The organism is Streptomyces sp. R44 (assembly GCF_041053105.1).
Lineage (GTDB): Bacteria > Actinomycetota > Actinomycetes > Streptomycetales > Streptomycetaceae > Streptomyces.
The window spans coordinates 6,543,652-6,569,464 of the sequence record NZ_CP163444.1 but is presented as its reverse complement, the minus strand read 5'-3'; the positions used below and the strand labels follow the sequence as shown (position 1 = coordinate 6,569,464).

The 25,813-nt window shown below is 70.9% G+C and carries 21 protein-coding genes; 7 read left to right on the top strand and 14 right to left on the bottom strand.

The genetic code is table 11. From position 1 onward, the window contains the following. Positions 1–98: 98 nt before the first annotated feature. The 4 genes from AB5J54_RS30690 to ngcE all read right to left on the bottom strand — a co-directional run bounded on the left by AB5J54_RS30690 (position 99) and on the right by ngcE (position 4,889). Positions 99–1,310 carry an ROK family protein gene (locus AB5J54_RS30690; protein ID WP_369147148.1) on the bottom strand — a complete coding sequence of 404 codons (1,212 nt, stop codon included), beginning with the start codon at positions 1,308–1,310 and terminating at the stop codon, positions 99–101. A 162-nt stretch (positions 1,311–1,472) separates the two neighbouring features. Continuing rightward, positions 1,473–2,411: a carbohydrate ABC transporter permease gene (locus AB5J54_RS30685; protein WP_369147147.1), complete on the bottom strand. Its 939-nt coding sequence runs from the start codon at positions 2,409–2,411 to the stop codon at positions 1,473–1,475. Then, complete coding sequence (locus AB5J54_RS30680; RefSeq protein WP_369147146.1) at positions 2,411–3,340, bottom strand: carbohydrate ABC transporter permease; 930 nt, start codon at positions 3,338–3,340, stop codon at positions 2,411–2,413. The genes AB5J54_RS30685 and AB5J54_RS30680 overlap by 1 nt, the downstream gene beginning before the upstream one ends. Positions 3,341–3,446: 106 nt before the next feature. Continuing rightward, positions 3,447–4,889 carry an N-acetylglucosamine/diacetylchitobiose ABC transporter substrate-binding protein gene (gene ngcE / locus AB5J54_RS30675; protein ID WP_369147144.1) on the bottom strand — a complete coding sequence of 481 codons (1,443 nt, stop codon included), beginning with the start codon at positions 4,887–4,889 and terminating at the stop codon, positions 3,447–3,449. A 531-nt stretch (positions 4,890–5,420) separates the two neighbouring features. Here ngcE and AB5J54_RS30670 point away from each other — a divergent pair. Continuing rightward, positions 5,421–6,350 (top strand): FG-GAP repeat domain-containing protein, encoded by a 930-nt coding sequence (locus AB5J54_RS30670; RefSeq protein ID WP_369147143.1) that lies wholly within the window; start codon positions 5,421–5,423, stop codon positions 6,348–6,350. A gap of 90 nt (positions 6,351–6,440) precedes the next feature. Here the strand turns inward: AB5J54_RS30670 and acnA are convergent, their stop codons facing one another. Together acnA and AB5J54_RS30660 are read right to left on the bottom strand one after the other, a co-directional pair. Continuing rightward, positions 6,441–9,155 carry an aconitate hydratase AcnA gene (acnA, locus tag AB5J54_RS30665; protein WP_369147142.1) on the bottom strand — a complete coding sequence of 905 codons (2,715 nt, stop codon included), beginning with the start codon at positions 9,153–9,155 and terminating at the stop codon, positions 6,441–6,443. Positions 9,156–9,312: 157 nt separating this feature from the next. Beyond that, positions 9,313–9,864: a YcxB family protein gene (locus AB5J54_RS30660; RefSeq protein WP_369147141.1), complete on the bottom strand. Its 552-nt coding sequence runs from the start codon at positions 9,862–9,864 to the stop codon at positions 9,313–9,315. Positions 9,865–10,039: 175 nt separating this feature from the next. On the opposite strand from AB5J54_RS30660, the gene AB5J54_RS30655 reads away from it, so the two are divergent. The 3 genes from AB5J54_RS30655 to AB5J54_RS30645 all read left to right on the top strand — a co-directional run bounded on the left by AB5J54_RS30655 (position 10,040) and on the right by AB5J54_RS30645 (position 12,765). Beyond that, on the top strand, positions 10,040–10,396 hold the full coding sequence (locus AB5J54_RS30655; RefSeq protein WP_369147140.1) for a VOC family protein: 357 nt from the start codon (positions 10,040–10,042) through the stop codon (positions 10,394–10,396). A gap of 50 nt (positions 10,397–10,446) precedes the next feature. After that, on the top strand, positions 10,447–11,976 hold the full coding sequence (locus AB5J54_RS30650; RefSeq protein WP_086824978.1) for a UDP-N-acetylglucosamine 1-carboxyvinyltransferase: 1,530 nt from the start codon (positions 10,447–10,449) through the stop codon (positions 11,974–11,976). Between the two features lie 63 nt (positions 11,977–12,039). Further along, positions 12,040–12,765 carry a PASTA domain-containing protein gene (locus tag AB5J54_RS30645; RefSeq protein ID WP_369147139.1) on the top strand — a complete coding sequence of 242 codons (726 nt, stop codon included), beginning with the start codon at positions 12,040–12,042 and terminating at the stop codon, positions 12,763–12,765. On the opposite strand, the gene AB5J54_RS30640 is transcribed toward AB5J54_RS30645, so the two are convergent. The 3 genes from AB5J54_RS30640 to AB5J54_RS30630 form a co-directional block, all read right to left on the bottom strand. After that, positions 12,762–14,315 carry an MFS transporter gene (locus AB5J54_RS30640; RefSeq protein ID WP_369147138.1) on the bottom strand — a complete coding sequence of 518 codons (1,554 nt, stop codon included), beginning with the start codon at positions 14,313–14,315 and terminating at the stop codon, positions 12,762–12,764. The genes AB5J54_RS30645 and AB5J54_RS30640 overlap by 4 nt on opposite strands. A gap of 97 nt (positions 14,316–14,412) precedes the next feature. Then, a complete protein-coding gene (locus AB5J54_RS30635; RefSeq protein WP_369147137.1) occupies positions 14,413–14,826 on the bottom strand; it encodes a RidA family protein in 414 nt (137 codons plus the stop codon). Next, positions 14,823–16,046, bottom strand: coding sequence for an acyl-CoA dehydrogenase family protein (locus AB5J54_RS30630; RefSeq protein WP_369147136.1), 1,224 nt, complete (start codon positions 16,044–16,046; stop codon positions 14,823–14,825). The genes AB5J54_RS30635 and AB5J54_RS30630 overlap by 4 nt, the downstream gene beginning before the upstream one ends. A gap of 378 nt (positions 16,047–16,424) precedes the next feature. On the opposite strand from AB5J54_RS30630, the gene AB5J54_RS30625 reads away from it, so the two are divergent. Together AB5J54_RS30625 and AB5J54_RS30620 are read left to right on the top strand one after the other, a co-directional pair. Next, positions 16,425–18,047: an AMP-binding protein gene (locus AB5J54_RS30625; protein ID WP_369147135.1), complete on the top strand. Its 1,623-nt coding sequence runs from the start codon at positions 16,425–16,427 to the stop codon at positions 18,045–18,047. 37 nt (positions 18,048–18,084) lie between these two features. Then, positions 18,085–18,903 (top strand): PaaX family transcriptional regulator C-terminal domain-containing protein, encoded by an 819-nt coding sequence (locus AB5J54_RS30620; protein ID WP_369147134.1) that lies wholly within the window; start codon positions 18,085–18,087, stop codon positions 18,901–18,903. On the opposite strand, the gene AB5J54_RS30615 is transcribed toward AB5J54_RS30620, so the two are convergent. From AB5J54_RS30615 to AB5J54_RS30605, 3 genes are all read right to left on the bottom strand, one after another. Then, positions 18,900–19,379, bottom strand: a complete 480-nt coding sequence (locus AB5J54_RS30615; protein ID WP_369147133.1) for a DUF1772 domain-containing protein — start codon at positions 19,377–19,379, stop codon at positions 18,900–18,902. The two genes, AB5J54_RS30620 and AB5J54_RS30615, sit on opposite strands and share 4 nt — an antisense overlap. 77 nt (positions 19,380–19,456) lie before the next feature. Then, the gene (locus AB5J54_RS30610) at positions 19,457–21,778 is read right to left on the bottom strand and encodes a bifunctional salicylyl-CoA 5-hydroxylase/oxidoreductase (RefSeq protein WP_369147132.1); all 2,322 of its coding nucleotides are present in this window, start codon (positions 21,776–21,778) and stop codon (positions 19,457–19,459) included. Beyond that, entirely contained in the window at positions 21,763–22,590 is an 828-nt protein-coding gene (locus AB5J54_RS30605; protein ID WP_369147131.1) for an enoyl-CoA hydratase family protein, read from the bottom strand. Before AB5J54_RS30605 ends, AB5J54_RS30610 begins: the two co-directional genes overlap by 16 nt. Positions 22,591–22,827: 237 nt before the next feature. Here AB5J54_RS30605 and AB5J54_RS30600 point away from each other — a divergent pair, with 237 nt between their 5' ends. After that, positions 22,828–23,361 carry an ATP-binding protein gene (locus tag AB5J54_RS30600; RefSeq protein ID WP_369147130.1) on the top strand — a complete coding sequence of 178 codons (534 nt, stop codon included), beginning with the start codon at positions 22,828–22,830 and terminating at the stop codon, positions 23,359–23,361. Between the two features lie 57 nt (positions 23,362–23,418). On the opposite strand, the gene argF is transcribed toward AB5J54_RS30600, so the two are convergent. Together argF and AB5J54_RS30590 are read right to left on the bottom strand one after the other, a co-directional pair. Then, a complete protein-coding gene (argF, locus tag AB5J54_RS30595; protein WP_369147129.1) occupies positions 23,419–24,432 on the bottom strand; it encodes an ornithine carbamoyltransferase in 1,014 nt (337 codons plus the stop codon). A 111-nt stretch (positions 24,433–24,543) separates the two neighbouring features. Next, positions 24,544–25,776, bottom strand: a complete 1,233-nt coding sequence (locus AB5J54_RS30590) for an arginine deiminase (protein WP_369147128.1) — start codon at positions 25,774–25,776, stop codon at positions 24,544–24,546. Positions 25,777–25,813 lie beyond the last annotated feature (37 nt).

The window sequence follows — 25,813 nt, the reverse complement described above, 5'->3', positions numbered from 1 at the left end:
CGCGACGTTGCGGCCGAGGTGGCACGAAGTCAACTCGGCTGCAACGTTGACGTCAAGAAGTAAATTCTTAACGAGATGACAACGACGGTGTTCGTTATCTAAGTGAAGGCAAGACGCGAGGCCGGACCGGCCGCGGGCAACGCACTCTCCAACAGGGTCGAATCGCCCATTTCGCTCAGCACGAGGGCGAGGGCGCCCAGCACCTCGGCGCGCCCGCCGAGGGCCCCCTGGGCCAGCGAGAGCTGCCGGGCGGCGCTGGGGATCGCGTACCGCGAGACGGAGTCCCTGATGGGCGCCAGGACCAGCTCACCGGCCTCGGCGAGGTCGCCGCCGAGCACCACCCGGCTGGGGTTCAGGAGGTTGCAGAGGTTGGCGATGCCGCTGCCGATGTGCCGTCCGACGTCGGCGATCACCCGGCGGCAGCCGGGGTCGCCCTCCCGGGCCAGCTGGACGACCCGCTCCATGGTCAGATCGGGGCCGTGGCTCGGCTGGAGCAGCGGCAGCACGTACCGCGCGGCGGTGAAGGTCTCCAGGCAGCCGCGGTTGCCGCAGCGGCAGACCGGTCCCGACTCGTCCAGGGTGATGTGCCCGATCTCACCGGCGGTGCCGCCCGGCCCCCGGTAGACCCGGCCGTCTATGACGAGCCCGGCGCCGACGCCGCTGGCCACCTTGATGTACGCCAGGTCCTTGACGCCCCGGCCGCTGCCCCAGACGAGCTCGCCGAGCGCGCCCAGGTTGGCGTCGTTGTCGACGTGCACGGGGACGCCGAGCCGGCCCGAGAGCTCCTCGGCCGGGTTGATGCCGCTCCAGCCCGGCAGGATCGAGGTCGAGCCGAGCGTCCCGGAGGAGACGTCGATCGGTCCCGGTACGCCGAGGCCGACGCCGATCACCTTGTCGTAGCCGATGCCGGTGGCCCGGATCAGCCGCTTGACCAGCTGTTCCGCCCGGTCGAAGCCCTCGGCCGCGGAGGCGTCCACGTCGAGCGGCTCGGCCTCCTCGGCGAGCACCTGGTGGGCCAGGTTGCCGACGGCGACCCGGAGGTGGGTGTGGCCGAAGTCCACGCCGATCACGATGCCGGCGTCACCGGAGAGCGAGACGCTGCGGGCGCGGCGGCCGCCCGCGGAGGTGGGCGTCACCTCGACGGTGCCGCCGTCCTTCAACTCCCGCACGATGTTGGAGACCGTGGCGGCGGAGAGGCCCGTCGCCCGGGCGATCTCCGCCTGGGTGAGCGAGCCGGCCATGCGCACCGCCCGGACGACCCGTTCGAGATTGGCCCTGTGCAGAGACGTCTGCGACCCCGGAGTCTCCATCGACTCACTCACTCCCACCGTTTTCTCCAACATGTGAACTCTAAGGGGACTCTTTCGCCTTGGTCCCCGTCAAGACCTTGAGTGTCGGGCGGCGAGGGTCACACGACGCGCCGAGGCCCCCGGCGCGGGTGCGCCGGGGGCCTGCGGAGGGCGGTGGCGGGGCTACTTCACGGCGCCGGCGGTCAGACCGGCCACCACCTGCCGCTGGAAGATGATGTAGGCGGCGAGGACCGGGAGCATCGCCATCACCAGGCCGGCGAAGAGGCCGGACCAGTCGCCCTTGTAGCCCTGGCTGACGGCCAGCTGGACGAGGCCCTGCGAGAGCACCTTGTTCTCCGGCTCGGTGTTGAGCACGGTCGGCAGCAGGTACTGGTTCCACTGCCCGAGGAAGTTGAAGATGCCGACGCTGATCAGGCCGGGCTTGGCCATCGGCAGCATGACCTGGAAGAAGGTCCGGGTGTGCGAGGCGCCGTCGACGAAGGCCGCCTCCGCCACCGAGGTCGGCAGGGTGCGGAAGAAGGCCGTGAGGAAGAAGACGGTGAACGGCAGCGAGTACGCGATGTAGACCAGGATCAGGCCGTGCAGCGTGTTCAGCAGGGCCATGTTCTGCATGACGTAGAAGAGCGGCACGAGCGCCAGGATGATCGGGAAGCTCATCCCTCCGATGAAGAGGAAGTAGATGAAGCGGTTGCCCGGGAAGTCGAAGCGGGCCAGCACGTAGGCCGCCATCGAGCCGAAGAGGAGCGTGCCGAGGAGCGAGCCGCCGACCACCAGGAGGGTGTTCAGGAAGTAGTCGCTCATGTGCGCCTCGGTCCAGGCGCGCGACCAGTTCTCGAAGTGCAGCTTGTCGGGCAGCGCCCACGGCGAGGTGAAGATCGCCTTGTCGCTCTTGAAGGAGGTCATGACCGCCCAGAGCAGCGGCATGACGACCATGATCGCCCAGATGATCAGGACGCCGTGCGAGAAGACGTTGAGGGCCGCGCCCTCGGCCTTGGCGGTCCTGCGCGGGGCGGGCGGCGCCGTCTTGACGACCGTGGATCCCGGTCCGGCCGGGGAACCGGGGGTCTCGACGCCGGTGGAGGCAGTGTCGGTGATCTTCATCAGAACTCCAGCCGCTCGCGCCGGCCCAGCTTCATCACGACGGCCGCGAAGGCGAGCGTGACGAGGAGGAGCGCGACACCGATGGTCGTGGCGTAGGCGGCCTGACCGTCCCGGAACGCCTTCTGGTACACGTACAGCGGTAGGACGATGGTGGAGAAGTCCGGCCCGCCGCCGTTGGGGCCGACGGTCATGATCTGCACGACGGCGAAGGACTCCGCGCCGAGCGCGAGGATGCCCATGTAGATCCAGCCCGACTGCACGGTGTCCCAGAGCAGCGGCAGGGTGATCTTGAAGAAGGTCGTGAAGCGGTTCGCGCCGTCGAGCAGGGCCGCCTCGTAGAAGTCCCTCGGAATGGACGCCATGCCGGCCGAGAAGAGGACGACGAAGAATCCGACCGTGGACCAGACGAGGACCACCATCACGCAGATGAGGGCGAGGTCCGGATCACCGAGCCAGTCCGGCTGGATGCTGCCGAGACCGACACCCTTCAATACGGAATTGATGGCTCCGCTGTTCGGGTTGTACGCGAACTGGAAGAGCAGCGCGACGATCGCGATCGACAGCACCTGCGGGAAGAAATAGACGATCTTGTAGAACGAGGAACCGCGCACACCCGCGATCGCCGCGCCCTTGCGGCGCCGACCGCCGACATTGAGCATGAAGGCGAAGAAAAGCGCGAGCCCCACGGTCACGAGCGGCAGCACCACCGCGAAGGTCAGACTGTGCTGGACCGATTTCCAGAAGACCTCGTCGTCCAGCATTCTGCTGTAGTTGTCGAATCCGACCATGCCGAATTCGGGACTCAGTCCGGTCCAGTCCGTGAACGAGTAGTAGATGGCCTGGATGAACGGCCAGATCACGAACAGCGCGTAGAGCGCGAGGGGGACCGCCAGGAACCCCACGATGAAACGGTACTTGCCGTGTTGCATTCCTAACCGACCCCGATCTTTCCCGCGCCGGGCGCGCCGCTGGTGCCGCGCGCGAAGGAGCCGGGGCCCGCTCCCGGTCGGCGGGAAGGGGCCCCGGCACCGTGCGTCAGTGCTTGTAGTGCTTGATGCTCGAGTCCTTGGCCGCCTCGTCGGCGTACTTCTGGATCTTCTTGATCGTCTCGGCCGGGGTCGCCCGGCCGGCCATCATCTCGCCGAGGCCGGCGACACCGATCTTCTCCTTCTGGAGGGCGACGTACCAGTCCTGGAGGCGCGGGTTGACGACGTTCTGGCCCGCCTTCTCCAGGGCGGCGACACCGGACTTGAGGCCCGGGGTCAGCTCGATGCCGTCGGTGCCGCCGTTGAAGGCCGTCAGGGACTTCACGGACTTGGTGAAGTTCTTGGAGGAGGCCTCGCTGAGCATGATGCGCAGCTGCTCCAGGCCGCCCTCCTGGTTCTTCGCCTTGGCGGGGACGATGAAGGGCTCGCCGCCGGAGGCCCAGATCGTGCCGAAGGGCAGCTTGTCGGAGGAGTCGATGCCCGTCGGGGCGGAGACGGCCAGGTTGAAGTCGGCCGGCATGGTCTTCGCGGCCTCGTTCTCGACCCAGGAGCCGTTCGGGATGAACAGCGCCTTGCCCTCGGTCCAGGCGGTCTGCGACTGGATGTGGTCGAGGCCGGGGGTGCCCTGGAGGATGTACCCCTTCTTGACCAGCTCGTAGTACGCCTCGAAACAGGCCTTGACCGCGGGGTGCTCCCAGGCCTTCGGCTCCAGGTTGTCGATGGCGTCGAGGACCTCGCGGCCGCCGACCTTGCCGATCATCGGGTAGAGCGAGAAGGGGACGTAGTACGGGTACTTTCCGGCGTACGTCCAGCCCGCGATGCCCTTCTTCTTGGCCTTCTCGCAGACGGCCAGCATCTCGTCCCAGGTCTCGGGGTACTTCGCGTCGAGGGAGTCGAGCAGCTTCTGCGAGTACCAGACGCCGTAGACCGTGTACGCGTAGTACATGATCCAGACCGGGTCGCCCTCGAACTGGCCCATCTCGACGATGCCGGGCCGCAGGGTGTCGCGGACCTTCTTGCTCGGGTCGTCGATGGACGGCGCGTCCAGGAGCGGGGTGAGGTCCGCCAGCTGCTTCTGGCCGACGAGGACGCCCATGTCCATCTGCTCGGCGCCCGAGTTGTCGATGAGGTCCGGCGGGGTGCCGCCGTTGAAGCGCGGCTGCAGCGTGGTGGTGATCTTCTGGGTCGGCGTGAACTTGACCTGCGACTTGGGGTAATTCGTCTCGTAGACCTTGATCGCGTCCTTGGCGTACTGCTGCCCGAATCCGCCGTCGAAGAGGACGAACTCCAGCGGCGCCGACTCGTTCACCCCGAGCGGGTTCTTATCGGACTTCGTGCCCTTTTCGACCTTCTCGTTACCACCGTCGCCGCTGCTCGCGCAGGCGGACAGGAAGCCCATCGTCGGTACGGAGATCAGACCGATCGCGGCGGAACGCTTGATCAGATCGCGACGGCCGAGGCCCTCACCGTTGTGTGCGGAGGTGGATCCCATGCTCAAGTCCTCGCCTTCATTCAGGACTCAGGCGGTGTACCGGTCGCCCGTTTCTCACTCGCCACAGGCGAAGGGCCCCGCCACCGCGGTCAATTGCAGCCGGGTCGTGCACGCGTCGGGCCGTCGTCGGATTGCTCCGACTGGCTGGACGCCGACAGGTATAGTCCACTTCCCTTCACGGGAGCAAGATCGAAACCAGGTTTGCACGACCATCTTTCCCGAGTTGAGACCTCCGGGATAAGCACGCTGGATCTGCGGCGTTTCGTCCAAGCATTCGCGACGCAACACCCTTGACAGCGCATCAGGGCCACCCCTTCCTTCCGGCCCCGCCTCGCGAGTGGACGGCAGGTTGCGGGGAGGGAGAGGGCAATTGGGACATATGAACGCCATCGAAACAGTTGTGTCACAAACCAGTTGCCCGGTGAAGATTGCGTGAGGAGGATCCGGGATCATAGAGGTCCCGCCGTCCCCTGCCTCCGGCACGGGCGCGACGTCGGGATCAGTCTTCTTCCATACGGAACTGGAGTACACGTGGCCAACTCTTCTGGCCTGAACCGCACGGGCGTCCTGTCCCGTGTCACGGTCGCGGCGATAACCGCGGCCCTCGTGGGCACCACCACGGCCGCCGTCGCGGCCGACGCGCCGCAGCCCACCCGGACGGCCTCGGCCGTCCAGAAGGCGGCGCCGAAGGCGAGCACCCTCGCCGCCGACTCCGCCTCCACCGCCTCCACCGTCGCCGACGGCGAGCTGCGCGGCGTGGACGGCTACGGCTACATGTACGCGTACCTGCCGAACGGCACCGGTGGCTTCACCGACCGCCAGTACGTCGGCAGCGGCTGGAAGTACACCAACCAGCTGACCATGGCCGACCAGAACGGCGACGGCGAGACCGACGGCGCCTGGGACGTCACCGGCGGCACCCTGTCGTACACCGCCTGGGGCCAGGACGGCGTCTCCCTCGGCGGCGGCTGGGGCATCTACAACAAGGTCGTCTCGACCGGCAACCTGGGCGGCGCCGCCGCTCCGGACGTGCTGGCGCGCGACACCGCGGGCAACCTGTACCTGTACCTCGGGTACGGCACCGGCAAGCTCGCCTCGCGCGTGAAGGTCGGCAGCAGCTGGAACGTCTTCAACCAGATCACCGGCAAGGGTGACATGAACGGTGACGGCAAGGACGACGTCATCGCCCGTGACACCTCCGGTTACCTCTGGCTGTACCCGGGCACGGGCAACTACCTCAAGCCGTTCGGCAACCGGGTCAAGGCCGGCAGCGGGTGGAACGGCATGACCGCGTTCGTGTCCCCCGGTGACGTCAACTTCGACGGCATCCCCGACGTCGTCGCCCGCGACTCGTCCGGCGTGCTGTGGCTGTACCCGGGCTCGGGCATCGCCTCCCCGGCGCTGGGGCCGCGTACGAAGATCGGCACCGGCTGGAACACGTACCGCCTGCTCTTCTCCTGACGCCTCGCGCCCTCGGGGCGCGGTCACGGGAAACCGAAAGGGCCCCGCTCCTCTTCCGAGGAGCGGGGCCCTTGCCGTTCACCCGACGCGTCAGCCGCGGATCAGGTTCCGGAGCACGTACTGCATGATGCCGCCGTTGCGGTAGTAGTCCGCCTCACCGGGGGTGTCGATGCGGACGACCGCGTCGAACTCGACACCGGTGTCGGTGGTGACCTTGACCGTGCTCGGCGTGGTGCCCTCGTTCAGCTCCGTGACGCCCGTGATGGAGAAGGTCTCCTCACCGGTCAGGCCGAGCGAGTCGGCCGACTGGCCGGCCGGGAACTGGAGCGGGAGGACGCCCATGCCGATGAGGTTCGAGCGGTGGATGCGCTCGTACGACTCGGTGATGACGGCCTTGACGCCGAGGAGCGCGGTGCCCTTGGCGGCCCAGTCGCGGGACGAGCCGGAGCCGTACTCCTTGCCGCCCAGGATGACCAGCGGGGTGCCGGCGGCCTGGTAGTTCTGCGAGGCGTCGTAGATGAACGACACGGGCGCGCCCTCGACGGTGAAGTCGCGGGTGTAGCCGCCCTCGGTGCCCGGCGCGATCTGGTTGCGCAGGCGGATGTTGGCGAAGGTGCCGCGGATCATGACCTCGTGGTTGCCACGGCGCGAGCCGTAGGAGTTGAAGTCACGACGCTCCACACCGTGCTCGGTGAGGTACTTGCCGGCCGGGGTGTCGGCCTTGATGGCGCCGGCCGGGGAGATGTGGTCGGTGGTGACCGAGTCGCCCAGCTTGGCCAGGACGCGGGCGCCGACGATGTCGGTGACCGGGGTGGTCTCCATCGTCATGCCCTCGAAGTACGGGGGCTTCCGCACGTAGGTGGACTCGGCGTCCCACTCGAAGGTGGAGCCGGTCGGGATCGACAGGGCCTGCCACTGGGCGTCGCCCGCGAAGACGTCCTGGTAGGACTTCGAGAACATGTCCTCGCCGATGGCGTTGGCGACGACGTCGTTGACCTCGGACTCCGAGGGCCAGATGTCGGCCAGGTAGACGGGCTTGCCGTCCTGGTCGACGCCGAGGGCGTCCTTGGTGATGTCCACCTTCATGGAGCCGGCGAGGGCGTACGCGACGACCAGCGGCGGGGAGGCCAGGTAGTTCATCTTGACGTCGGGGTTGATGCGGCCCTCGAAGTTCCGGTTGCCGGAGAGGACCGAGGTCACGGCCAGGTCGTGCTCGTTGACGGCCTTGGAGACCTCCTCCGGCAGCGGGCCGGAGTTGCCGATGCAGGTGGTGCAGCCGTAGCCGACGAGGTTGAAGCCGACCTTGTCGAGGTACGGGGTGAGGCCCGCCTTGTCGAAGTAGTCGGTGACGACCTTCGAGCCCGGGGCGAGGGTGGTCTTGACCCACGGCTTGCGGGTCAGGCCCTTCTCGACGGCCTTCTTCGCGACGAGCGCGGCGGCGACCATCACGTACGGGTTCGACGTGTTGGTGCAGGAGGTGATCGCGGCGACGGTGACGGCGCCGTGGTCGATCGTGTAGGTGGAGCCGTCGGGGGCGGTCACCTGGACCGGGTTCGACGGGACGCCGTTGCTGACGGCCGGGGCGTCGGAGGCCGGGAAGGACTCCTCGCCCGCCTCGTCGGCGGTGGAGACGTAGTTGCGGACGTCCTGGGCGAACTGCGCGGCGGCGTTCGCGAGGACGATGCGGTCCTGCGGGCGCTTCGGGCCGGCGATGGACGGGACGACCGTGGAGAGGTCGAGCTCCAGCTTCTCGGAGAAGTCGGGCTCGGCGGCCGGGTCGAGCCAGAGGCCCTGCTCCTTGGCGTACGCCTCGACGAGCGCGACCTGCTGCTCGGAGCGGCCGGTGAGCTTGAGGTAGTTCAGGGTCTCGTCGTCGATCGGGAAGACCGCGGCGGTGGAGCCGAACTCCGGCGACATGTTGCCGATGGTGGCGCGGTTCGCGAGGGAGGTGGCGGCGACGCCCTCACCGTAGAACTCGACGAACTTGCCGACGACACCGTGCTTGCGCAGCATCTCGGTGATGGTCAGCACCAGGTCGGTGGCGGTGGTGCCGGTGGGCAGCTCGCCGGTCAGCTTGAAGCCGACGACGCGCGGGATGAGCATGGAGACCGGCTGGCCGAGCATCGCGGCCTCGGCCTCGATGCCGCCGACGCCCCAGCCCAGCACACCGAGGCCGTTGACCATGGTGGTGTGCGAGTCGGTGCCGACGAGGGTGTCGGGGTACGCCTGGCCGTTGCGGACCATGACGGTGCGGGCCAGGTGCTCGATGTTCACCTGGTGGACGATGCCGGTGCCCGGCGGGACGACCTTGAAGTCGTCGAAGGCGGTCTGGCCCCAGCGCAGGAACTGGTAGCGCTCCTTGTTGCGGCCGTACTCCAGCTCGACGTTCTGCGCGAAGGCGTCGTTGGTGCCGAACTTGTCGGCGATGACGGAGTGGTCGATGACCATCTCGGCCGGGGACAGCGGGTTGATCTTCGCCGGGTCGCCGCCGAGGGCGGCGACGGCCTCACGCATGGTGGCGAGGTCGACGACGCAGGGCACACCGGTGAAGTCCTGCATGATCACGCGGGCGGGCGTGAACTGGATCTCCTGGCTCGGCTGAGCCTGCGAGTCCCAGTTGCCGAGGGCCCGGATGTGGTCGGCGGTGATGTTCGCGCCGTCCTCGGTGCGGAGCAGGTTCTCCAGGAGGACCTTCAGGCTGTAAGGGAGGCGCGCGGAGCCCTCGACCTTGTCCAGCTTGAAGATCTCGTACGACTCGTCGCCCACGCGCAGCGTGCTGCGGGCGTCGAAGCTGTTCGCCGACACGACAGTCTCCTTCATATATGTGCGCGTTTCACCACATCCTGCCGCCACGTACACGTCGTCGATCCGCTAAGGTAAGGCTAAGTTAGGTATCCCTTACCGGGGTGGCGGCAGCGGTGCGCCTCGGCAGATATCTCGATGTCGAGATAACTCTAGTACATCACCGCCGCCTGGTCATGCCTGGCATGCTGCGGAGCCGGTGCAGACTTCCCTCCAGAGCCTCCCGCACCCGGTCCACATCGGCCGGGTCCTGGGCCCCCCTCTTCGGCAGGACGAAGACGATGCCCGTGCGCCGGGTCCTGAGGACGAAGAGCTCGGAGGTCTCGACGTACCAGGGGAACGCCTGCCAGTCGAGGTCGCTGCTCAGCTCCCCGCCCGTGGTGGTCATCCCCTGCGGGCCGACGACCGTCCGGCAGGTGCCGTACGCGTCCATGCCGTCGAACTGCCGCCGCGCGAGGCGTCCCGTGCCCCAGTGGACGACCGCCACCAGAACGACCAGCAGGCAGGCGGCCCAGACGGCCACCCCCGCCGGCGAGAAACCACCGCGCCAGGCCCGGTACGACGCGAGAAGCTCCGCCACGACGAGCAGGACCGCCAGTCCGCCGAGCCCCCGCCAGGTCCCGAACCTCAGACGCCGGACCGCCGCCCGGTAGTCGGCCTCGGTCGGCTCGTAGACGAAGGTGACCGCCGCACCCCGTGTGTCCACCCGCATGTCTCCCCCATCATCCGTACGCATCGGCGGCAGATCCTAGCCACGGCCGGCCCGCGCCCGAGCACCCCCTACCGCCCCGAACCGCCCCACCCCGCCCCGCCCGGCTCCGCCCCGCCCCGCCCCGAACGGACGCGGTCCGATTGCCGCGGCACACCGCCCGGCCGACGATCGAGCCATGTTCAGCGGCGCGCACGTGATTCTCTACACCCGGGACGCGGAGGCCGACCGGGCCTTCCTCAAGAACGTCGTCGGCTTCGAGCATGTGGACGCCGGAGGCGGCTGGCTCATCTTCAAGCTGCCGCCGGCCGAGGTGGCGGTGCACCCGACGGACGGCGAGCCGAAGCACGAGATGTACCTCATGTGCGAGGACCTCACGCAGACCCTGACGACCCTGGAGGACCGGGGCGCCGAGATCTCACGGGCCATCACCGACCAGGGCTGGGGCCTGCTCGCGGCCGTGCGGCTGCCGAGCGGCACCGAACTCCCCCTGTACGAACCGCGTCACCCGACCGCGCACGGCGATTCACCCTGACGGCCCACCCGATGTCGATCACCATCTCATATCTGAGATAACGTGACGCCATGGCAGATGACTACCTCGTACGCATCGGCAAGCTCATCCGTGACGCCCGGCAGCACCGCGGCTGGACGCAGACGCAGCTCGCCGAAGCGCTGGCCACGAGCCAGAGCGCCGTCAACCGGATCGAGCGCGGCAACCAGAACATCAGCCTTGAGATGATCGCCCGCATCGGCGAAGCCCTCGACAGCGAGATCGTCTCACTCGGCTACGCAGGCCCCATGCACCTCCGGGTCGTCGGCCGCCGCCGTCTCTCCGGCGCCATCGACGTCAAGACGAGCAAGAACGCCTGTGTCGCGCTGCTCTGCGCCTCCCTCCTCAACAAGGGCCGCACCGTCCTGCGCCGCGTCGCCCGCATCGAGGAGGTCTTCCGGCTCCTGGAGGTCCTCAACTCCATCGGCGTCCGCACCCGCTGGGTCAACGACGGCGTGGACCTGGAGATCGTGCCGCCGGCCGAGCTCGACATGGAGTCCATCGACGCCGAGGCCGCGATCCGCACCCGCTCGATCATCATGTTCCTCGGCCCGCTGCTGCACCGCATGGACCGCTTCAAGCTGCCGTACGCCGGCGGCTGCGACCTCGGTACGCGCACGATCGAGCCGCACATGATCGCGCTGCGCCGCTTCGGCCTGGAGGTCACTGCGACGGACAACCTGTACCACGCCCAGGTCGAGCGCTCCGTCTCCCCCGACCGCCCGATCGTCCTGACCGAGCGCGGCGACACGGTGACCGAGAACGCCCTCCTGGCGGCCGCCCGCCACGACGGCGTGACCGTCATCCGCAACGCCTCCTCCAACTACATGGTCCAGGACCTCTGCTTCTTCCTGGAGGCCCTCGGCGTCCGGGTCGACGGCATCGGCACCACCACCCTGACCGTGCACGGCGTGCCGCAGATCGACGTGGACGTCGACTACTCCCCCTCGGAGGACCCGGTCGAGGCGATGAGCCTGGTCGCCGCAGCGGTGGTCACGGAGTCCGAGCTGACGATCCGCCGGGTCCCGATCGAGTTCATGGAGATCGAGCTCGCGGTCCTGGAGGAGATGGGCCTCGACCACGACCGCTCCGCCGAGTACGCGGCGGACAACGGCCGCACCCGCCTCGTCGACCTCACGGTCCGCCCCTCCAAGCTGGAGGCGCCGATCGACAAGATCCACCCGATGCCGTTCCCGGGCCTGAACATCGACAACGTCCCCTTCTTCGCGGCGATCGCGGCGACGGCCCAGGGCAAGACCCTCATCCACGACTGGGTCTACGACAACCGCGCCATCTACCTCACGGACCTCAACCGCCTCGGCGGCCGCCTCCAGCTCCTCGACCCCCACCGCGTCCTGGTCGAGGGCCCGACCCGCTGGCGCGCCGCCGAAATGATGTGCCCCCCGGCCCTGCGCCCGGCGGTGGTCGTCCTCCTGGCGATGATGGCGGCGGAGGGCACGTCGGTCCTGCGCAACGTGTACGTCATCAACCGCGGCTACGAGGACCTCGCGGAGCGCCTGAACTCGATCGGCGCGCAGATCGAGATCTTCCGGGACATCTAGCTCCTCGAGCCCGAACGCGAGAACCCCCGTGCCGGGCACGGGGGTTCTCGCTACGATCCCGGCGTGGATCCGAACGTCGCCGTCCCGCCGCCGCCCCCGCTTCCGCCCCGGCCGGTTTCGCGGGCGTGGTGGCGGCATCCCGTGCTTGTCGTGGTCGTGGTGCTCGCCGGCCTCGGGGTCGTGTTCTCGTTCTTCGGCGGCGGGGAACCGGAGCGGAAGGCCGTGCCGCCCAGGGCGGGCGTCACGGTCACCATGTCCGCGCGTCCCGGGCCTTCCAAGCCTTCCGGGCCTCCCTCGCTCGTGGGGAAGAGCCTCAAGGAGGCGAAGGAACAGGCTTCCGTCGCCGGGTTCGACGTCGTGTCGCACGATGCCTCCGACCAGGACGCCCGGCAGTGGGACATCGGTGGCTGGAAGGTGTGTTTTCAGGGGGCGGCGGGGCAGCGGGGTGGTGGGCGGCCCGTGCTCGATCTCGGGGTGGTGCGCAGTGACGCGCCCTGTCCCACCGCCGACGGCGGCGAGATTCCCTGGCCCGTCATGCCCGCCGTCACCGGGATGACCTTCGCGCGGGCCGGTGAGGCGCTCGGGCCCCTCGCGTTCCGGAAGGTCGAGCCCGAGAGTGCGTACTCCGATGTGGATCTGCCCGGCGTCGTGGATCCGTGGAAGGTCTGCTTCCAGGATCCCGAGCCGGGCAGGACCGTCGAGAATCCACAGTTCGGGGTTGTCTATCTGAAGCTCGCACCGCCCGACGCGCCCTGTCCCGAGCGGCCGTACGCCCCGTTGCGTCCCTAGGCGCCCGGCATCATGCCGCCCTTGAGGCGTTCGAGGTCGGAGGCGCGGACCTGGATCACGAAGAGGGCGACGAGCGCGCCGACGACCGCGAAGATCGCCGCGGTGACGAAGCCCGCGGAGACGCCGCTGGCGAGGACCTGGTCGCTGTAGGGCGGTGGGAGTTGGCCGGTCTTCGCGAACTGGGCCTTCTCCAGCGGGCCGGCCTGCGAGAGGAAGGCCGGGACCTGCTGCTCCGCCTCGTTGCGGCTGGCCGTGCCGAAGACGGTCACCAGGATCGAGAGGCCGAGCGAACCACCGACCTGCTGCATGGCGTTGAGCAGCCCGGACGCGGCGCCCGACTCCTGCTGCGGGACGTTCGACAGCGCCATGATGGTCAGCGAGACGAACATCAGGCCCATGCCCATGCCGAAGACGAGGAGCGGCCCGAGGATGCTGCCCGCGTAGGTGGAGTTCACATCGGTGAGCGTCAGCCAGGACAGGCCGGCCGCGGCGAGCACCGATCCCGTCACCATGAAGGGCTTCGGACCGTACCGGGGCAGCAGGTTGGACGTGAGGCCTGCGCCGACCGCGATGATCGCGCTGACCGGCAGGAACGCGAGCCCCGTCGTCAGGGGGCTGAAGCCCAGTACCTGCTGCACGAACAGGGTGAGGAAGAAGAACATCCCGAAGATGGCCGCCGCCAGACAGAGCATGATGATGTAGGTGCCCGAGCGGTTGCGGTCGGCGAACATGTGCAGGGGCGTGATGGGTTGCTGGGAGCGCCGCTCGATGAGGATGAACGTGGCCAGGAGGACGACCGCGGCGGCGAACGAGCCGATCGTGTAGGGATCCCGCCAGCCCTCCTGCGCGGCCCGGATGAATCCGTACACCAGCGCCACCATGCCGAGCGTCGAGGTCAGCGCTCCGGCGAGGTCGAAATGGCCGGGATGGCGCTCGGACTCCTTGACGTGCCGCGGCGTGAGGAGCGCGATCACTATGGCGATCGGGACGTTGACGAAGAAGATCCAGCGCCAGTCGAGCCATTCGACCAGCATGCCGCCGGCCACCAGGCCGATCGCGCCGCCGCCGGCCGAGACGCCCGCGAACACGCCGAAGGCCCGGTTGCGTTCCGGGCCTTCGTCGAACGTCGTGGTGATGAGGGAGAGGGAGGTCGGCGAGGCGATCGCGCCACCCACGCCCTGCAGCGACCGGGCCGCGAGGAGCTGCCACTCGCTCTGCGCGAGTCCGCAGAAGAGGGAGGCGAGTCCGAAGAGCAGCACGCCGAAGATGAAGACCCGGCGGCGGCCGAGGATGTCGCCCGTGCGCCCGCCGAGGAGGAGCAGGCCTCCGAAGGTGAGCGTGTACGCGTTGACGACCCAGGACAGGCTGGTGGTCGAGAAGTCCAACGCGCTCTGGATGTGCGGGAGCGCGATGTTCACGATGGTGATGTCGAGGACGACCATCAGCTGACAGGAGGCGATCACGAACAGGGCGATGCCCTTGCCGTCTCCGCCGCCCTTGCGGGGAACGGTCGACGTCGGGGTCGTCGGCTTCGGTGTGCTGCTACTCATGGCAGTTCATGGCGCATCGCGCCCTCACCTGACGGGTCCGTGGGCCGGTCAGTCCACCTTTCGACACTAAGCCTGGTCCACTCGGGTGACCAGTTGATCAAGCGGGCGCGGGCTCGTCCAGGACCGCGAAGCCGTCGAGCTCGACCAGGGCCTGTTCGTCCCAGAGGCGTACGACTCCGATGACCGCCATCGCCGGGTAGTCGCGGCCCGCCAACCGGCGCCAGATCCGGCCCAGTTCGTGGGCGTGCTCGCGGTAGCCGGCGACGTCGGTGGTGTAGACGGTGACCCGGGCGAGGTCGGCGGGGGTGCCGCCGGCGTGCCGCAGGGCGGTGAGCAGATTGCCGAGGGCGGTGGTGAACTGCTCGGTGAGCTCCTCCCCCACGACCTTGCCCTCCGTGTCGAGGGCCGTCTGTCCCGCGAGGAAGACGAGCCGGCTCCCGGTGGCGGTGACGGCGTGGGAGAAGCCGGTGGGCGGGGAGAGTTCGGCGGGGTTGTGGCGGTGCAGGCTCATGGGGTCGGCTCCTCCGTGGTCTCGTCCTTCGCGTGCTGTTCCGTCGCGGGCGGCAGCTTCTTCGCGTGCGGCAGCTCCTCCGCGTGCGGTTCCGTCGCGGGCGGCAGCTTCGCGTACAGCTCCTTCGCGATGATCGTGCGCTGCACCTCCGTCGCGCCCTCGTAGATCCGGGGCGCCCGGACCTCTCGGTAGAGGTGTTCCAGGAGGTGGCCGCGCTGGAGGGCGAGGGCGCCGTGCAGCTGGACGGCCGCGTCGACGACGTACTGGGCGGTCTCGGTGGCGAGCAGCTTCGCCATCGCGGAGCGCCGCGGGACGTCCGGGTCGCCCTCGTCGTACGCGACGGCCGCCGCGTACACGAGGAGCCGGGCGGCCTCGGTGCGGGTGGCCATCTCGGCGACGCGGTGCGAGACGGCCTGGAGGTCGGCGAGGACGCCGCCGAAGGCGGGGCGCGCGGCGGTGTGGGCGAGGGCCGCGTCGAGGGCGGCCTGGGCCATGCCGACGGCGAAGGCGCCGACGCTGGGCCGGAAGAGGTTGAGGGTGTTCATGGCGACCCTGAATCCCCGGTCGGGTTCTCCGAGGAGGTCCTCGGGGCCGACGGGGACGCCGTCGAAGGTGAGGGTGCCGAGGGCGTGCGGGGCGAGCATGTCGAGCGGTTCGCCGCCGAGGCCGGGGCGGTCCGCGGGGACGAGGAAGGCGGTGACGCCGCGGGCTCCGGCGCCCCGGGTGGTGCGGGCGAAGACGGTGGCGAAGTCGGCCTCGGGGGCGTTGGAGATCCAGCGTTTCTCGCCGTGCAGGCGCCAGCCGCCGTGTCCGTCGGGGACGGCGTCGAGGGCGAGGGCCGCGGCGTCGGAGCCGGCGTCCGGTTCGGAGAGGGCGAAGGCGGCGACGGCGCGGCCCGCGGTGGCCTCGGGGAGCCAGCGGGCGCGCTGGGCGGGGGTGCCGAAGGCGGCGACGGGGTGGGTGCCGAGGCCCTGGAGGGCGAGCGCGGTCTCGGCCTCGGTGCAGGTCCGGGCGAGGGATTCGCGGAGCAGGCAGAGGTCGAGGGCGCCGGCCTCGAAGAGGCGGGCGAGGAGGCCGAGCTCGCCGAGGGCGGCGACGAGGGGACGGTTGACCCTGCCGGGTTCGCCCTGGTCGGCGAGGGGCTTCAGGCGGTCGGCGGCGAGCGCGCTGAGCCGCGCACACCAGGTGGTCTGTGCCGGATCGAGCGAGAATGCGGGCATGTGGGCCCTCTCTGACGCCCCCGGGCGTCTTCGTCACGACGCCTTCCGGCGCTCTGGTCCGGGCGCCCTCGGGCGCCCTGCTTCCGGCGCCCTGCGACGCCCGTGCGGCGACGCCGTCCGGCGCCCTGCCGCCGGCGCCCTCCGGCTCCTGTACGGCGGCGCTCCCCGGCGTCCGGGCCGGGGTGCCCGGCGGCGCCCGTGCGGCGACGGTCTCCGACGCCTTCGTCCCGGCGCCCTCACGCGCCTGCGTCCCAGCCTCCTCCCGCGCGCTCGTCCCGGCGCCTCCCGGCACCTCTGTCGCGAACCGTTGACTGTCGTCACCAACACGATACGCTCGTCGGGCGACGTACGACCCCACCACGACAGGGGGACGGACTCATGGAGCTGACGCCTTCGGGCCACCTCGACACCTTCGCCCGTGACCGGCTGCCCCCGCCCGACCGGTGGCCGCGGCTCGTCTTCGACCTCCCCGAGCTCCACTACCCCGACCGGCTCAACTGCGGCACGGAACTCCTCGACCGCACGGTGGAGCGGTTCGGTGCCGGCCGGCCCGCCTTCCACGACGGCGAGGGCGGGATCTGGAGCTACGGGGAGCTCCGCGACCGGGTGGACCGGATCGCCCACGTCCTCACCACCGACCTGCGGGTGCTGCCCGGCAACCGGGTCCTCCTGCGCGGCCCCACCACCCCCTGGCTCGCCGCCTGCTGGCTCGCCGTGATGAAGGCCGGCGGCGTCGCCGTCACCGTGCTGGCCCAGCAGCGCGCCCCCGAGCTGGCCGTGATGGCCGAGGCGGCCCGCTGCACCCACGCGCTCTGCGACGCCCAGGTGCTCGACGAGCTCCTGGCGGCCCGGATACCCGGGCTCCGGGTCACCCCCTTCGGCGGGGACGGCCCGGACGACCTCCTCGCCCTCGCCGAGCGCCGGCCCGGCCCGTACGAGGCGGTGGACACCGCCGCCGACGACGTGGCCCTCATCGCCTTCACCTCCGGCACCACCGGCCGGCCCAAGGGCTGCGTCCACTTCCACCGGGACGTCCTGGCCGTGGCCGACACCTTCTCCGCGCGCGTCCTGCGTCCGCTGCCCGACGACGTCTTCGCCGGTTCGCCGCCGCTCGCCTTCACCTTCGGCCTCGGCGGGCTCGTCGTCTTCCCCCTGCGGGCCGGGGCGAGCGCGGTCCTCCTCGAACAGGCCGGGCCCAAACAGCTGCTCGCGGCGATCGAGCGGCACAAGGTGTCGGTGCTCTTCACCGCCCCGACGGCCTACCGCGTCATGCTCGACGAGCTGACCCAGGGCACCGCCCCCGAGGTGGCCTCGCTGCGCCGCTGCGTCTCGGCCGGCGAGAACCTGCCGGAGGCGACCTGGACGGCCTGGTACGCGCGGACCGGGCTGCGTCTGATCAACGGCATCGGGGCCACCGAGCTCCTGCACATCTTCATCTCCGCCGCCGACGGCGACATACGCCCCGGCACCACGGGCCGCCCGGTGCCCGGCTGGCAGGCCAGGATCGTCGACCGCGAGGGCAACGCCGTCCCGGACGGCGAGGAGGGGCTGCTCGCGGTGCGCGGCCCGGTGGGCTGCCGCTATCTGGCCGACCCCCGCCAGGAGGAGTACGTGCGGAACGGCTGGAACGTCACGGGCGACACGTACGTCCGCGAACCCGACGGCTGGTTCCGCTATGTCTCACGGGCCGACGACATGATCATCTCGGCCGGGTACAACATCGCGGGCCCCCAGGTGGAGGAGGTGCTCCTGGACCACCCCGACGTGGTCGAGACGGCGGTCGTGGGCCGCCCGGACGAGCTGCGCGGCCAGGTCGTCGTGGCGTACACGGTGGTACGGGACGGAGTACCGCGCGACGCGAGCACCGCCGCCGCGCTGCGGGCCTTCGTCCGCGCCCGCATCGCCCCGTACAAGTCCCCCCGGGAGATCGTCTTCCTCGACGCACTGCCGCGCACCGCGACGGGCAAGCTCCAGCGCTTCCTGCTGCGGGCCCCGGCGTGACCGGCACGACGTGTGCACCACCCCCTAAAGTGATCACGTGGCCGAGCAGCACACCCCCCGATCCCTGATCGTCTCGTTCTACGGCGCGTACGGCCGTGGACCCGACGAGTCGCCGGTGCCCGTGGCCGCGCTCATCCGGCTGCTCGGCGCACTCGGCGTGGACGCGCCCTCGGTGCGCTCCTCGGTGTCCCGGCTCAAGCGGCGCGGGCTGCTGCTGCCGGGCCGCACGGCCGGTGGCGCCGCCGGGTACGCCCTGTCCGAGGACGCCCGGCGGCTCCTGGACGACGGCGACCGCCGGATCTACGCCCGTACGGAGCCGAAGCTGTCCGAGGGCTGGGTCCTGGCCGTCTTCTCGGTGCCCGAGGCCGAACGGCACAAGCGGCACCTGCTGCGGTCCCGGCTCGCCCGGCTCGGCTTCGGCACGGCGGCGCCGGGCGTCTGGATCGCGCCCGCCCGGCTGTACGAGGAGACCCGGAACGCCCTGGAGCGCCTGGAGCTCTCCCCGTACGTGGACCTCTTCCGCGGCGACCACCTGGGCTACACGGCCACGGCCGAGGCGGTGGCCCGCTGGTGGGACCTGCCGGCGATCGCCGGGCTCCACGAGGAGTTCCTGGCGGCCCACGAGCCGGTCCTGCGGGCCTGGCGCACGGCCCCGGCGGGCGCCGGGGACGCCTACCGGGACTACCTCCTCGCGCTGGACTCGTGGCGCCGGCTCCCCTACGCGGACCCGGTGCTCCCGGCGGAGCTCCTGCCGGACGACTGGCCGGGCCGCCGCTCGGCGGAGGTCTTCACCGCCCTGCACGAGCTGCTGCGGGACCGGGGCGCGGAGTACGTGGGCCCGTTCCTGAGCGATTAGCGCTTCCGTACGGCCAGGGCCCGCAGCAGGCAGGCGAGCCCCGCCGCGCCCAGTACCGCGCGGACGATGTTCCACGTCACCCACGGGCTCTCGAAGGCCGCCCGGGCGGCGGCCGGGTCCCGGGTCGCCGCGAGGGCGTCGTTGAGGGGCACGTTCGCCGCCGAGGTGACCACGAGGACGGCCAGGGCGAGGACGAACCCGGCGAGTGTCCAGAGCCGGGCCCGGCCGGCGCGGTGCTGCCAGGCGGCCACCGCCGTGAGGATCGGCACCCCGAAGAACGGGGTGAAGAACACCGGGTTCTGGATGACGTCGTTGATGTTCCGCATCACCTCGACGTAGACCCGGTCGTCGCTGCGCGCCAGTGCCGGCATCACCGAGCACACGTAGGCGAACCACACCCCCGCGAGGAGGCCCGTCATCGCCGTCGCCGTGCCGAGGACCACCCCGGCACCCTTCCCGCCCCTGTTTTCTGTCATGCCCTCATTCAAGGGGAGGAGCGCCTGCGGGGGACATGGTTCCGCGTCGCACCCGCATACGCGAGCGTCCAGGTTCCTCAGTCCCGGCGGCCGGTGGGCGGGCGGCGGCTGCCCGCGCGGTACGGGGCCGGCCAGGGCGCGGCCGGGCCCCGGTACTCCTGCTCGGCCGCCGCGTGCAGGGTCCAGTGCGGGTCGTAGAGGTGCGGCCGGGCGAGGGCGCAGAGGTCGGCGCGGCCCGCGAGGAGCAGGGAGTTGACGTCGTCCCAGGAGGAGATCGCGCCGACCGCGATCACGGGGACGCCGAGCTCGTTGCGGATGCGGTCGGCGTACGGGGTCTGGTACGAGCGGCCGTAGGCGGGCTCCTCGTCGGGGACGACCTGGCCGGTGGAGACGTCGATCGCGTCGGCGCCGTGGTCGGTGAAGGCGCGGGCGATCGCGACGGCGTCCTCGGCGGTCGTGCCGCCCTCGGCCCAGTCGGTGGCGGAGACGCGGACGGTCATGGGCCGGTCGGCCGGCCAGGCCTCCCGTACCGCGTCGAAGACTTCGAGGGGGTAGCGCAGCCGGGCCGTGAGGTCGCCGCCGTAGGCGTCGGTGCGGTGGTTGGTGAGCGGGGAGAGGAAGCCGGAGAGGAGGTAGCCATGGGCGCAGTGGAGTTCGAGGAGGTCGAAGCCGCTGCGGGCGGCGCGGTGGGCGGCGGCGGTGAACTGCTCGCGTACGGCGGTGAGTCCGGCGCGGTCGAGGGCGGCCGGGGTCTGGTTGACGCCGGGCCGGTACGGGAGGGGCGAGGCGGCGACGAGGGGCCAGTTGCCCTCGGGGAGCGGCTGGTCGATGCCCTCCCACATGCGGCGGGTGGAGCCCTTGCGGCCGGAGTGGCCGAGCTGGACGCCCAGTGCGGTGCCGGGCGCCGAGGCGTGGACGAAGTCGGCGATCCGGGACCAGGCCTGGGCCTGCGCGTCGGTCCAGAGGCCCGTGCAGCCGGGGGTGATGCGGCCCTCGGGGCTCACGCAGACCATCTCGGTCATGACGAGTCCGGCGCCGCCGAGGGCCCTGGAGCCGAGGTGGACGAGGTGGAAGTCGCCGGGGACGCCGTCCTCGGCGACGTACAGGTCCATGGGAGAGACGACGACCCTGTTGCGGAGGGTCAGTCCGCGCAGCCGGAAGGGGGTGAACATCGGCGGGGTGCCGGGCGGGCAGCCGAAGTCCTCCTCGACGGCGGCGGTGAAGGCGGGGTCGCGCAGCCTCAGGTTGGCGTGGGTGACGCGGCGGCTGCGGGTGAGCAGGTCGAAGGCGAAGCGGCGGGGCGGCCGGTCGACGTGGCCGGCGAGCTCCTCGAACCAGCGCAGGCTGGCGCCGGCCGCGCGCTGGGTCGACTCGACGACGGGACGGCGCTCCGTCTCGTACGCGGTGAGGGCCTCGTCGAGGGTGGGGTGGGCGCCGACGGCGGCGGCGAGGGCGACGGCGTCCTCGACGGCCAGCTTGGTGCCGGAGCCGATGGAGAAGTGCGCGGTGTGGGCGGCGTCGCCGATGAGGACGGTGTTGCCGTGGGACCAGCGCGCGTTGGCGACGGTACGGAAGGCGGTCCAGGCGGAGTTGTTCGAGCGGAGCTCGCGGCCGCCGAGCGCCTCGGCGAAGACCTTGGCGCAGCGGGCGGCGGACTCGGCCTCGTCGAGCTCGTCGAAGCCGGCGGCCCGCCAGACCTCCTCGCGCATCTCGACGATGACGGTGGAGTCGGCCGGGGAGAAGGGGTAGGCGTGCAGCTGCATCACACCGTGCTCGGTCTCGGCGATCTCGAAGCGGAAGGCCTCGAAGGGGAAGTCGGCGGCGAGCCAGATGTAGCGGCAGCGGTGGGTGGTGATCCGGGGGCGGAAGTGCGCGGCGTGGGTCTCGCGGGTGCGGCTGTGGACGCCGTCGGCCGCTATGACCAGGTCGTGGTCCGCGGCGAGGACCGCGGCGGGCGGGGCCTCGGTGCGGAAGCGGAGCCGTACGCCGAGCTCGGCGCAGCGGGCGTGCAGGATCTCCAGGAGGCGGCGGCGGCCGAGGGCGGCGAAGCCGTGGCCGGTGGAGGTGGTGCGGTGGCCCCGGTGGACGACGTCGATGTCGTCCCAGCGGACCAGCTCGCGGCGGAGCGCCTCGTACACGACGGGGTCGGCGTCCCGGATGCCGCCGAGGGTCTCGTCGGAGAGGACGACGCCGAAGCCGAAGGTGTCGGAGGGCGCGTTCCGCTCCCAGACGGTGATCTCGCGGGCCGGGTCCTGCCGCTTCAGCAGCGCGGCGGCGTAGAGGCCTCCGGGTCCGCCACCGACGACGGCGACGGTCCGGGGGCCAGGGCCCGGGCCTGCGGGTTCCCGGCCTTCCCGGGCGCCGTGCTCCGGTCCCGGGGTCATCAGCGGCCCTGCCATTTCGGGGCGCGCTTCTCGGTGAAGGCCGCGTGGAACTCGGCGTAGTCCTCGCCGTTCATCAGGAGCGCCTGGGTGGCCGCGTCCAGTTCGACCGCGGCGGCGAGCGGCATGTCGAGTTCGGCGGTGAGCAGGGCCTTGGTCTGGGCGAGGGCCAGGGCGGGGCCGTCGGCGAGGCGGCGGGCGAGGGCGGCGGCCCGCTCCCCCGCCGCGCCCTCCTCGGTGAGCTCGCTCAACAGCCCGATCCGCTCGGCCTCGGCGGCGTGGACGGGCTCGCCCAGCATGAGGAGGCGGGTGGCGTGGCCGAGGCCGACGACCCGGGGCAGCAGATAGGCGGCGCCCATGTCGCCGCCGGAGAGCCCGACCCGGGTGAAGAGGAAGGAGAAGCGGGTGGTGGGGTCGGCGATCCGGAAGTCGGCGGCGAGGGCGAGGACGGCCCCGGCGCCGGCGGCGACCCCGTGCAGGGCGGCGACGACGGGGAAGGGGCACTCGCGCAGTGCGCGGACGACCTGGCCGGTCATCCGGTTGAAGTCGAGCAGCCGGGCGGTGTCGAGGGCGAGGGTGGCGCCGATGATCTCGTCGACGTCCCCGCCCGAGCAGAAGCCGCGGCCCTCGCCGCCGAGGACGAGGGCGCGGACGGCGCGCTCGCGGGAGAGCTCGGCGAGGAGGTCGCGCAGATCGGCGTAGGCGCCGAAGGTGAGGGCGTTGAGTTTCGCGGGGCGGGCCAGGGTGACGGTGGCGACGCCCTGGTCGATGTCCAGGCGCAGATGCTGCCAGCGTGACGTGCGGGGCGCGGAGCCGGTAAAGGGGCTCATCCGAGGGGCCTCCTTCCTCCGCAGGGAGGGTATCACCGTACTGTGACTGTCGTCACGAGTACGCGATATGCGAGCGCCCACAAGGTCCCGCGCCGCGGCCGACCCAAGTCCCCACCGGAAGGGAGGGGGTGCCCTGGGAAGAGGATTTTGCGCCTCGTAAGGTTGAAACCAGGACGTCTCGGGATGCCCCACCCCACTCGCCCCACCCGCCCCTCGGTCGAAGGGAGCCCGCCCCCCATGCCCGAAGCCACCGGACCCGCGGCCGTGAGCCCCGGGATCGAGACCGCCGGACCCGCCCTCGCAGAGCCCGGGATCGAGACCGCCGGACCCGCCGTCTCCTGGCGCATCCGGCTGCCCCACACCACCGCCGCCGTGCCGATCGCCCGCGCCCTGATCCGTACCGCGCTCACCGACATCGACCCCGTGGCCGCCGACCGGCCCGACAGCGACACGGCCGAGCTCCTCACCGCGGAGCTCGTCGCCAACGCCGTCGAGCACACCGCCGGCGAGGGCCCCATCGAGCTGGTCGTCGAACTGCTCGCCGCGCCCGGCGGCTGTCAGATCGAGGTCCACGACTCCCAGCCCGCCGGCCCCGACGAGCTCGTCCACCCGGGCCCGGACACCGAGGTCGACCCCTGGCAGGAGCACGGCCGGGGCCTCCTCCTGATCCGCGCGCTCAGCAGCGACTGCGGACACCGCCCCACCGCGCACGGCAAGGCGATGTGGTTCACGCTCCCGGCGATACCGGCCCAGCGGCGGCGCCGCCCGTAGGACCGATCCCCGGCGGAGCTCCCCGGCGGAGCTCCCCGACGAAAGTCCCCGGCAGGGCTACTTCCCGGCCGGACCGGCCAGCGTCGCCACCAGGACCGCCTTGATGGTGTGCATCCGGTTCTCGGCCTCGTCGAAGACGACCGAGTGCGCCGACTCGAAGACCTCGTCCGAGACCTCCAGCTCGGTCAGACCGTGCCGGGCGTGGATGTCCCGCCCGACGGCCGTGCCCAGGTCGTGGAAGGCGGGCAGGCAGTGCAGGAACTTCACATCCGGGTTCCCGGTGGCGCGCAGCACGTCCATCGTCACGGAGTACGGGGAGAGGGCGGCGATCCGCTCGTCCCAGACCTCCTTGGGCTCACCCATGGAGACCCAGACGTCGGTGACGACGAAGTCCGCGCCGGCGACGCCCTCGGACACGTCCTCGGTGAGGGTGATCGTGGCGCCGCTGGTCTCGGCGAGCTTGCGGGCCGCGGCGACGACGTCCTCGGCCGGCCAGTAGGCCTGCGGGGCGACGATCCGCACGTCCATGCCGAGGAGGGCGCCGGTGACGAGGTAGGAGTTGCCCATGTTGAAGCGGGCGTCGCCGAGGTAGGCGAAGGCGATCCCGTCGACCGGCTTGTCCACGTGCTCGGTCATGGTGAGCACGTCGGCCAGCATCTGGGTGGGGTGCCAGTCGTCGGTGAGGCCGTTGAAGACCGGCACGCCCGCGAAGGCGGCGAGCTCCTCGACGTTCGCCTGGCTGTCCCCGCGGTACTCGATGCCGTCGAACATCCGGCCGAGGACGCGGGCGGTGTCCTTGACCGACTCCTTGTGGCCGATCTGGGAGCCCGAGGGGTCGAGGTAGGTGGTGGAGGCGCCCTGGTCGGCGGCGGCGACCTCGAAGGCGCAGCGGGTCCGGGTCGAGGTCTTCTCGAAGATCAGGGCGATGTTCCGGCCGCGCAGCCGCTGCACCTCGGTGCCCGCCTTCTTGGCGGCCTTGAGCTCGGCGGCGAGCTCGATCAGGCCGCGGAACTCCTCGGCGGTGAAGTCCAGCTCCTTGAGGAAGTGGCGGCCGATGAGGTCTGTGGCCATGGGACGCGCTCCTGTGGGTACGGTCGGGAGGACGGCGGGTCGGGGACTCTGGAAGTGTATACGCACTTCAACATTTATATACAGCCCCCTCCCCCTCGCCCGGCTCGCTCCTCAGTCCGCGTCCCGCTCCACCGGACAGCTCATACAGCGCGGACCGCCCCTCCCCCGGCCCAGTTCGCTGCCGGGGATCTCGATCACCTCGATGCCCTGCTTGCGCAGATGCGTGTTCGTCGTGACGTTCCGCTCGTACGCGACGACCACCCCCGGCTCCACCGCCAGCACGTTGCACCCGTCGTCCCACTGCTCGCGCTCCGCCGCGTGCACGTCCTGGGTCGCCGTGAGCACCCGGATGTCCTGGAGCCCGAGCGCCGCCGCGATGGCGCTGTGCATCTGCTCCGGCGGATGGTCGGTGACCCGCAGGGACTGCCCCGCGTCGCCCGGTTCGATCGTGTACGAGCGGAGCATGCCGAGCCCCGCGTACTGCGTGAACGTGTCCTGGTCGACCATCGTCATCACCGTGTCCAGGTGCATGAACGCCCGCCGCTTCGGCATGTCCAGCGCGATGATGGTGCGCGCCGATCCGGCCGCGAACATCCCCCGGGCCAGCATCTCCACCGCCTGTGGGGTCGTCCGCTCGCTCATCCCGATCAGCACGGCGCCGTTGCCGATGACGAGGACGTCCCCGCCCTCGATCGTCGACGGATAGTCCGACTGCCCCTCCGACCAGTGGTGGAAGGAACCCGCCTCCGGGCCCGTGAACAGCGGATGGTGCTTGTAGATCGCCTCGAAGTGCACCGTCTCGCGCTGCCGGGCAGGCCAGCGCATCGCGTTGATGGAGACGCCGTCGTAGATCCAGGCCGAGGTGTCCCGGGTGAAGAGGTGGTTCGGCAGCGGGCCGAGGACGAAGTCGTCCAGGTCCAGGGCGTGGAAGCGGACCGAGGTCGGCTCCCGGTGCGCCGCCAGGAACTCCCGCTTCGTCATGCCGCCGACCAGGGCCTCGACGAGCGCGGCGGCGTCCAGCGAGTCGAAGGCCGCGCGCAGGTGGTCGGTGGCGAGCGGCCCGTACTCCTTCTCGTCGAAGACCCGGTCGAGGACCAGCGCGCGGGCCGCCGGGACCTCCAGGGACTCGCGCAGCAGGTCCCCGAAGAGGTGCACCTCCACCCCGCGGTCGCGCAGCACGTCGGCGAAGCCGTCGTGCTCCTGCCGGGCCCGCCGCACCCACAGCACGTCGTCGAAGAGGAGGGCGTCCTTGTTGGTCGGGGTGAGCCGCTTCAGCTCCAGATCGGGCCGGTGCAGGATGACGCGGCGCAGCCGCCCGGTCTCGGAATCGACATGGAATCCCATGCAACCATCCTGACGGAGCCGGGCGGCCCTGGCCCGC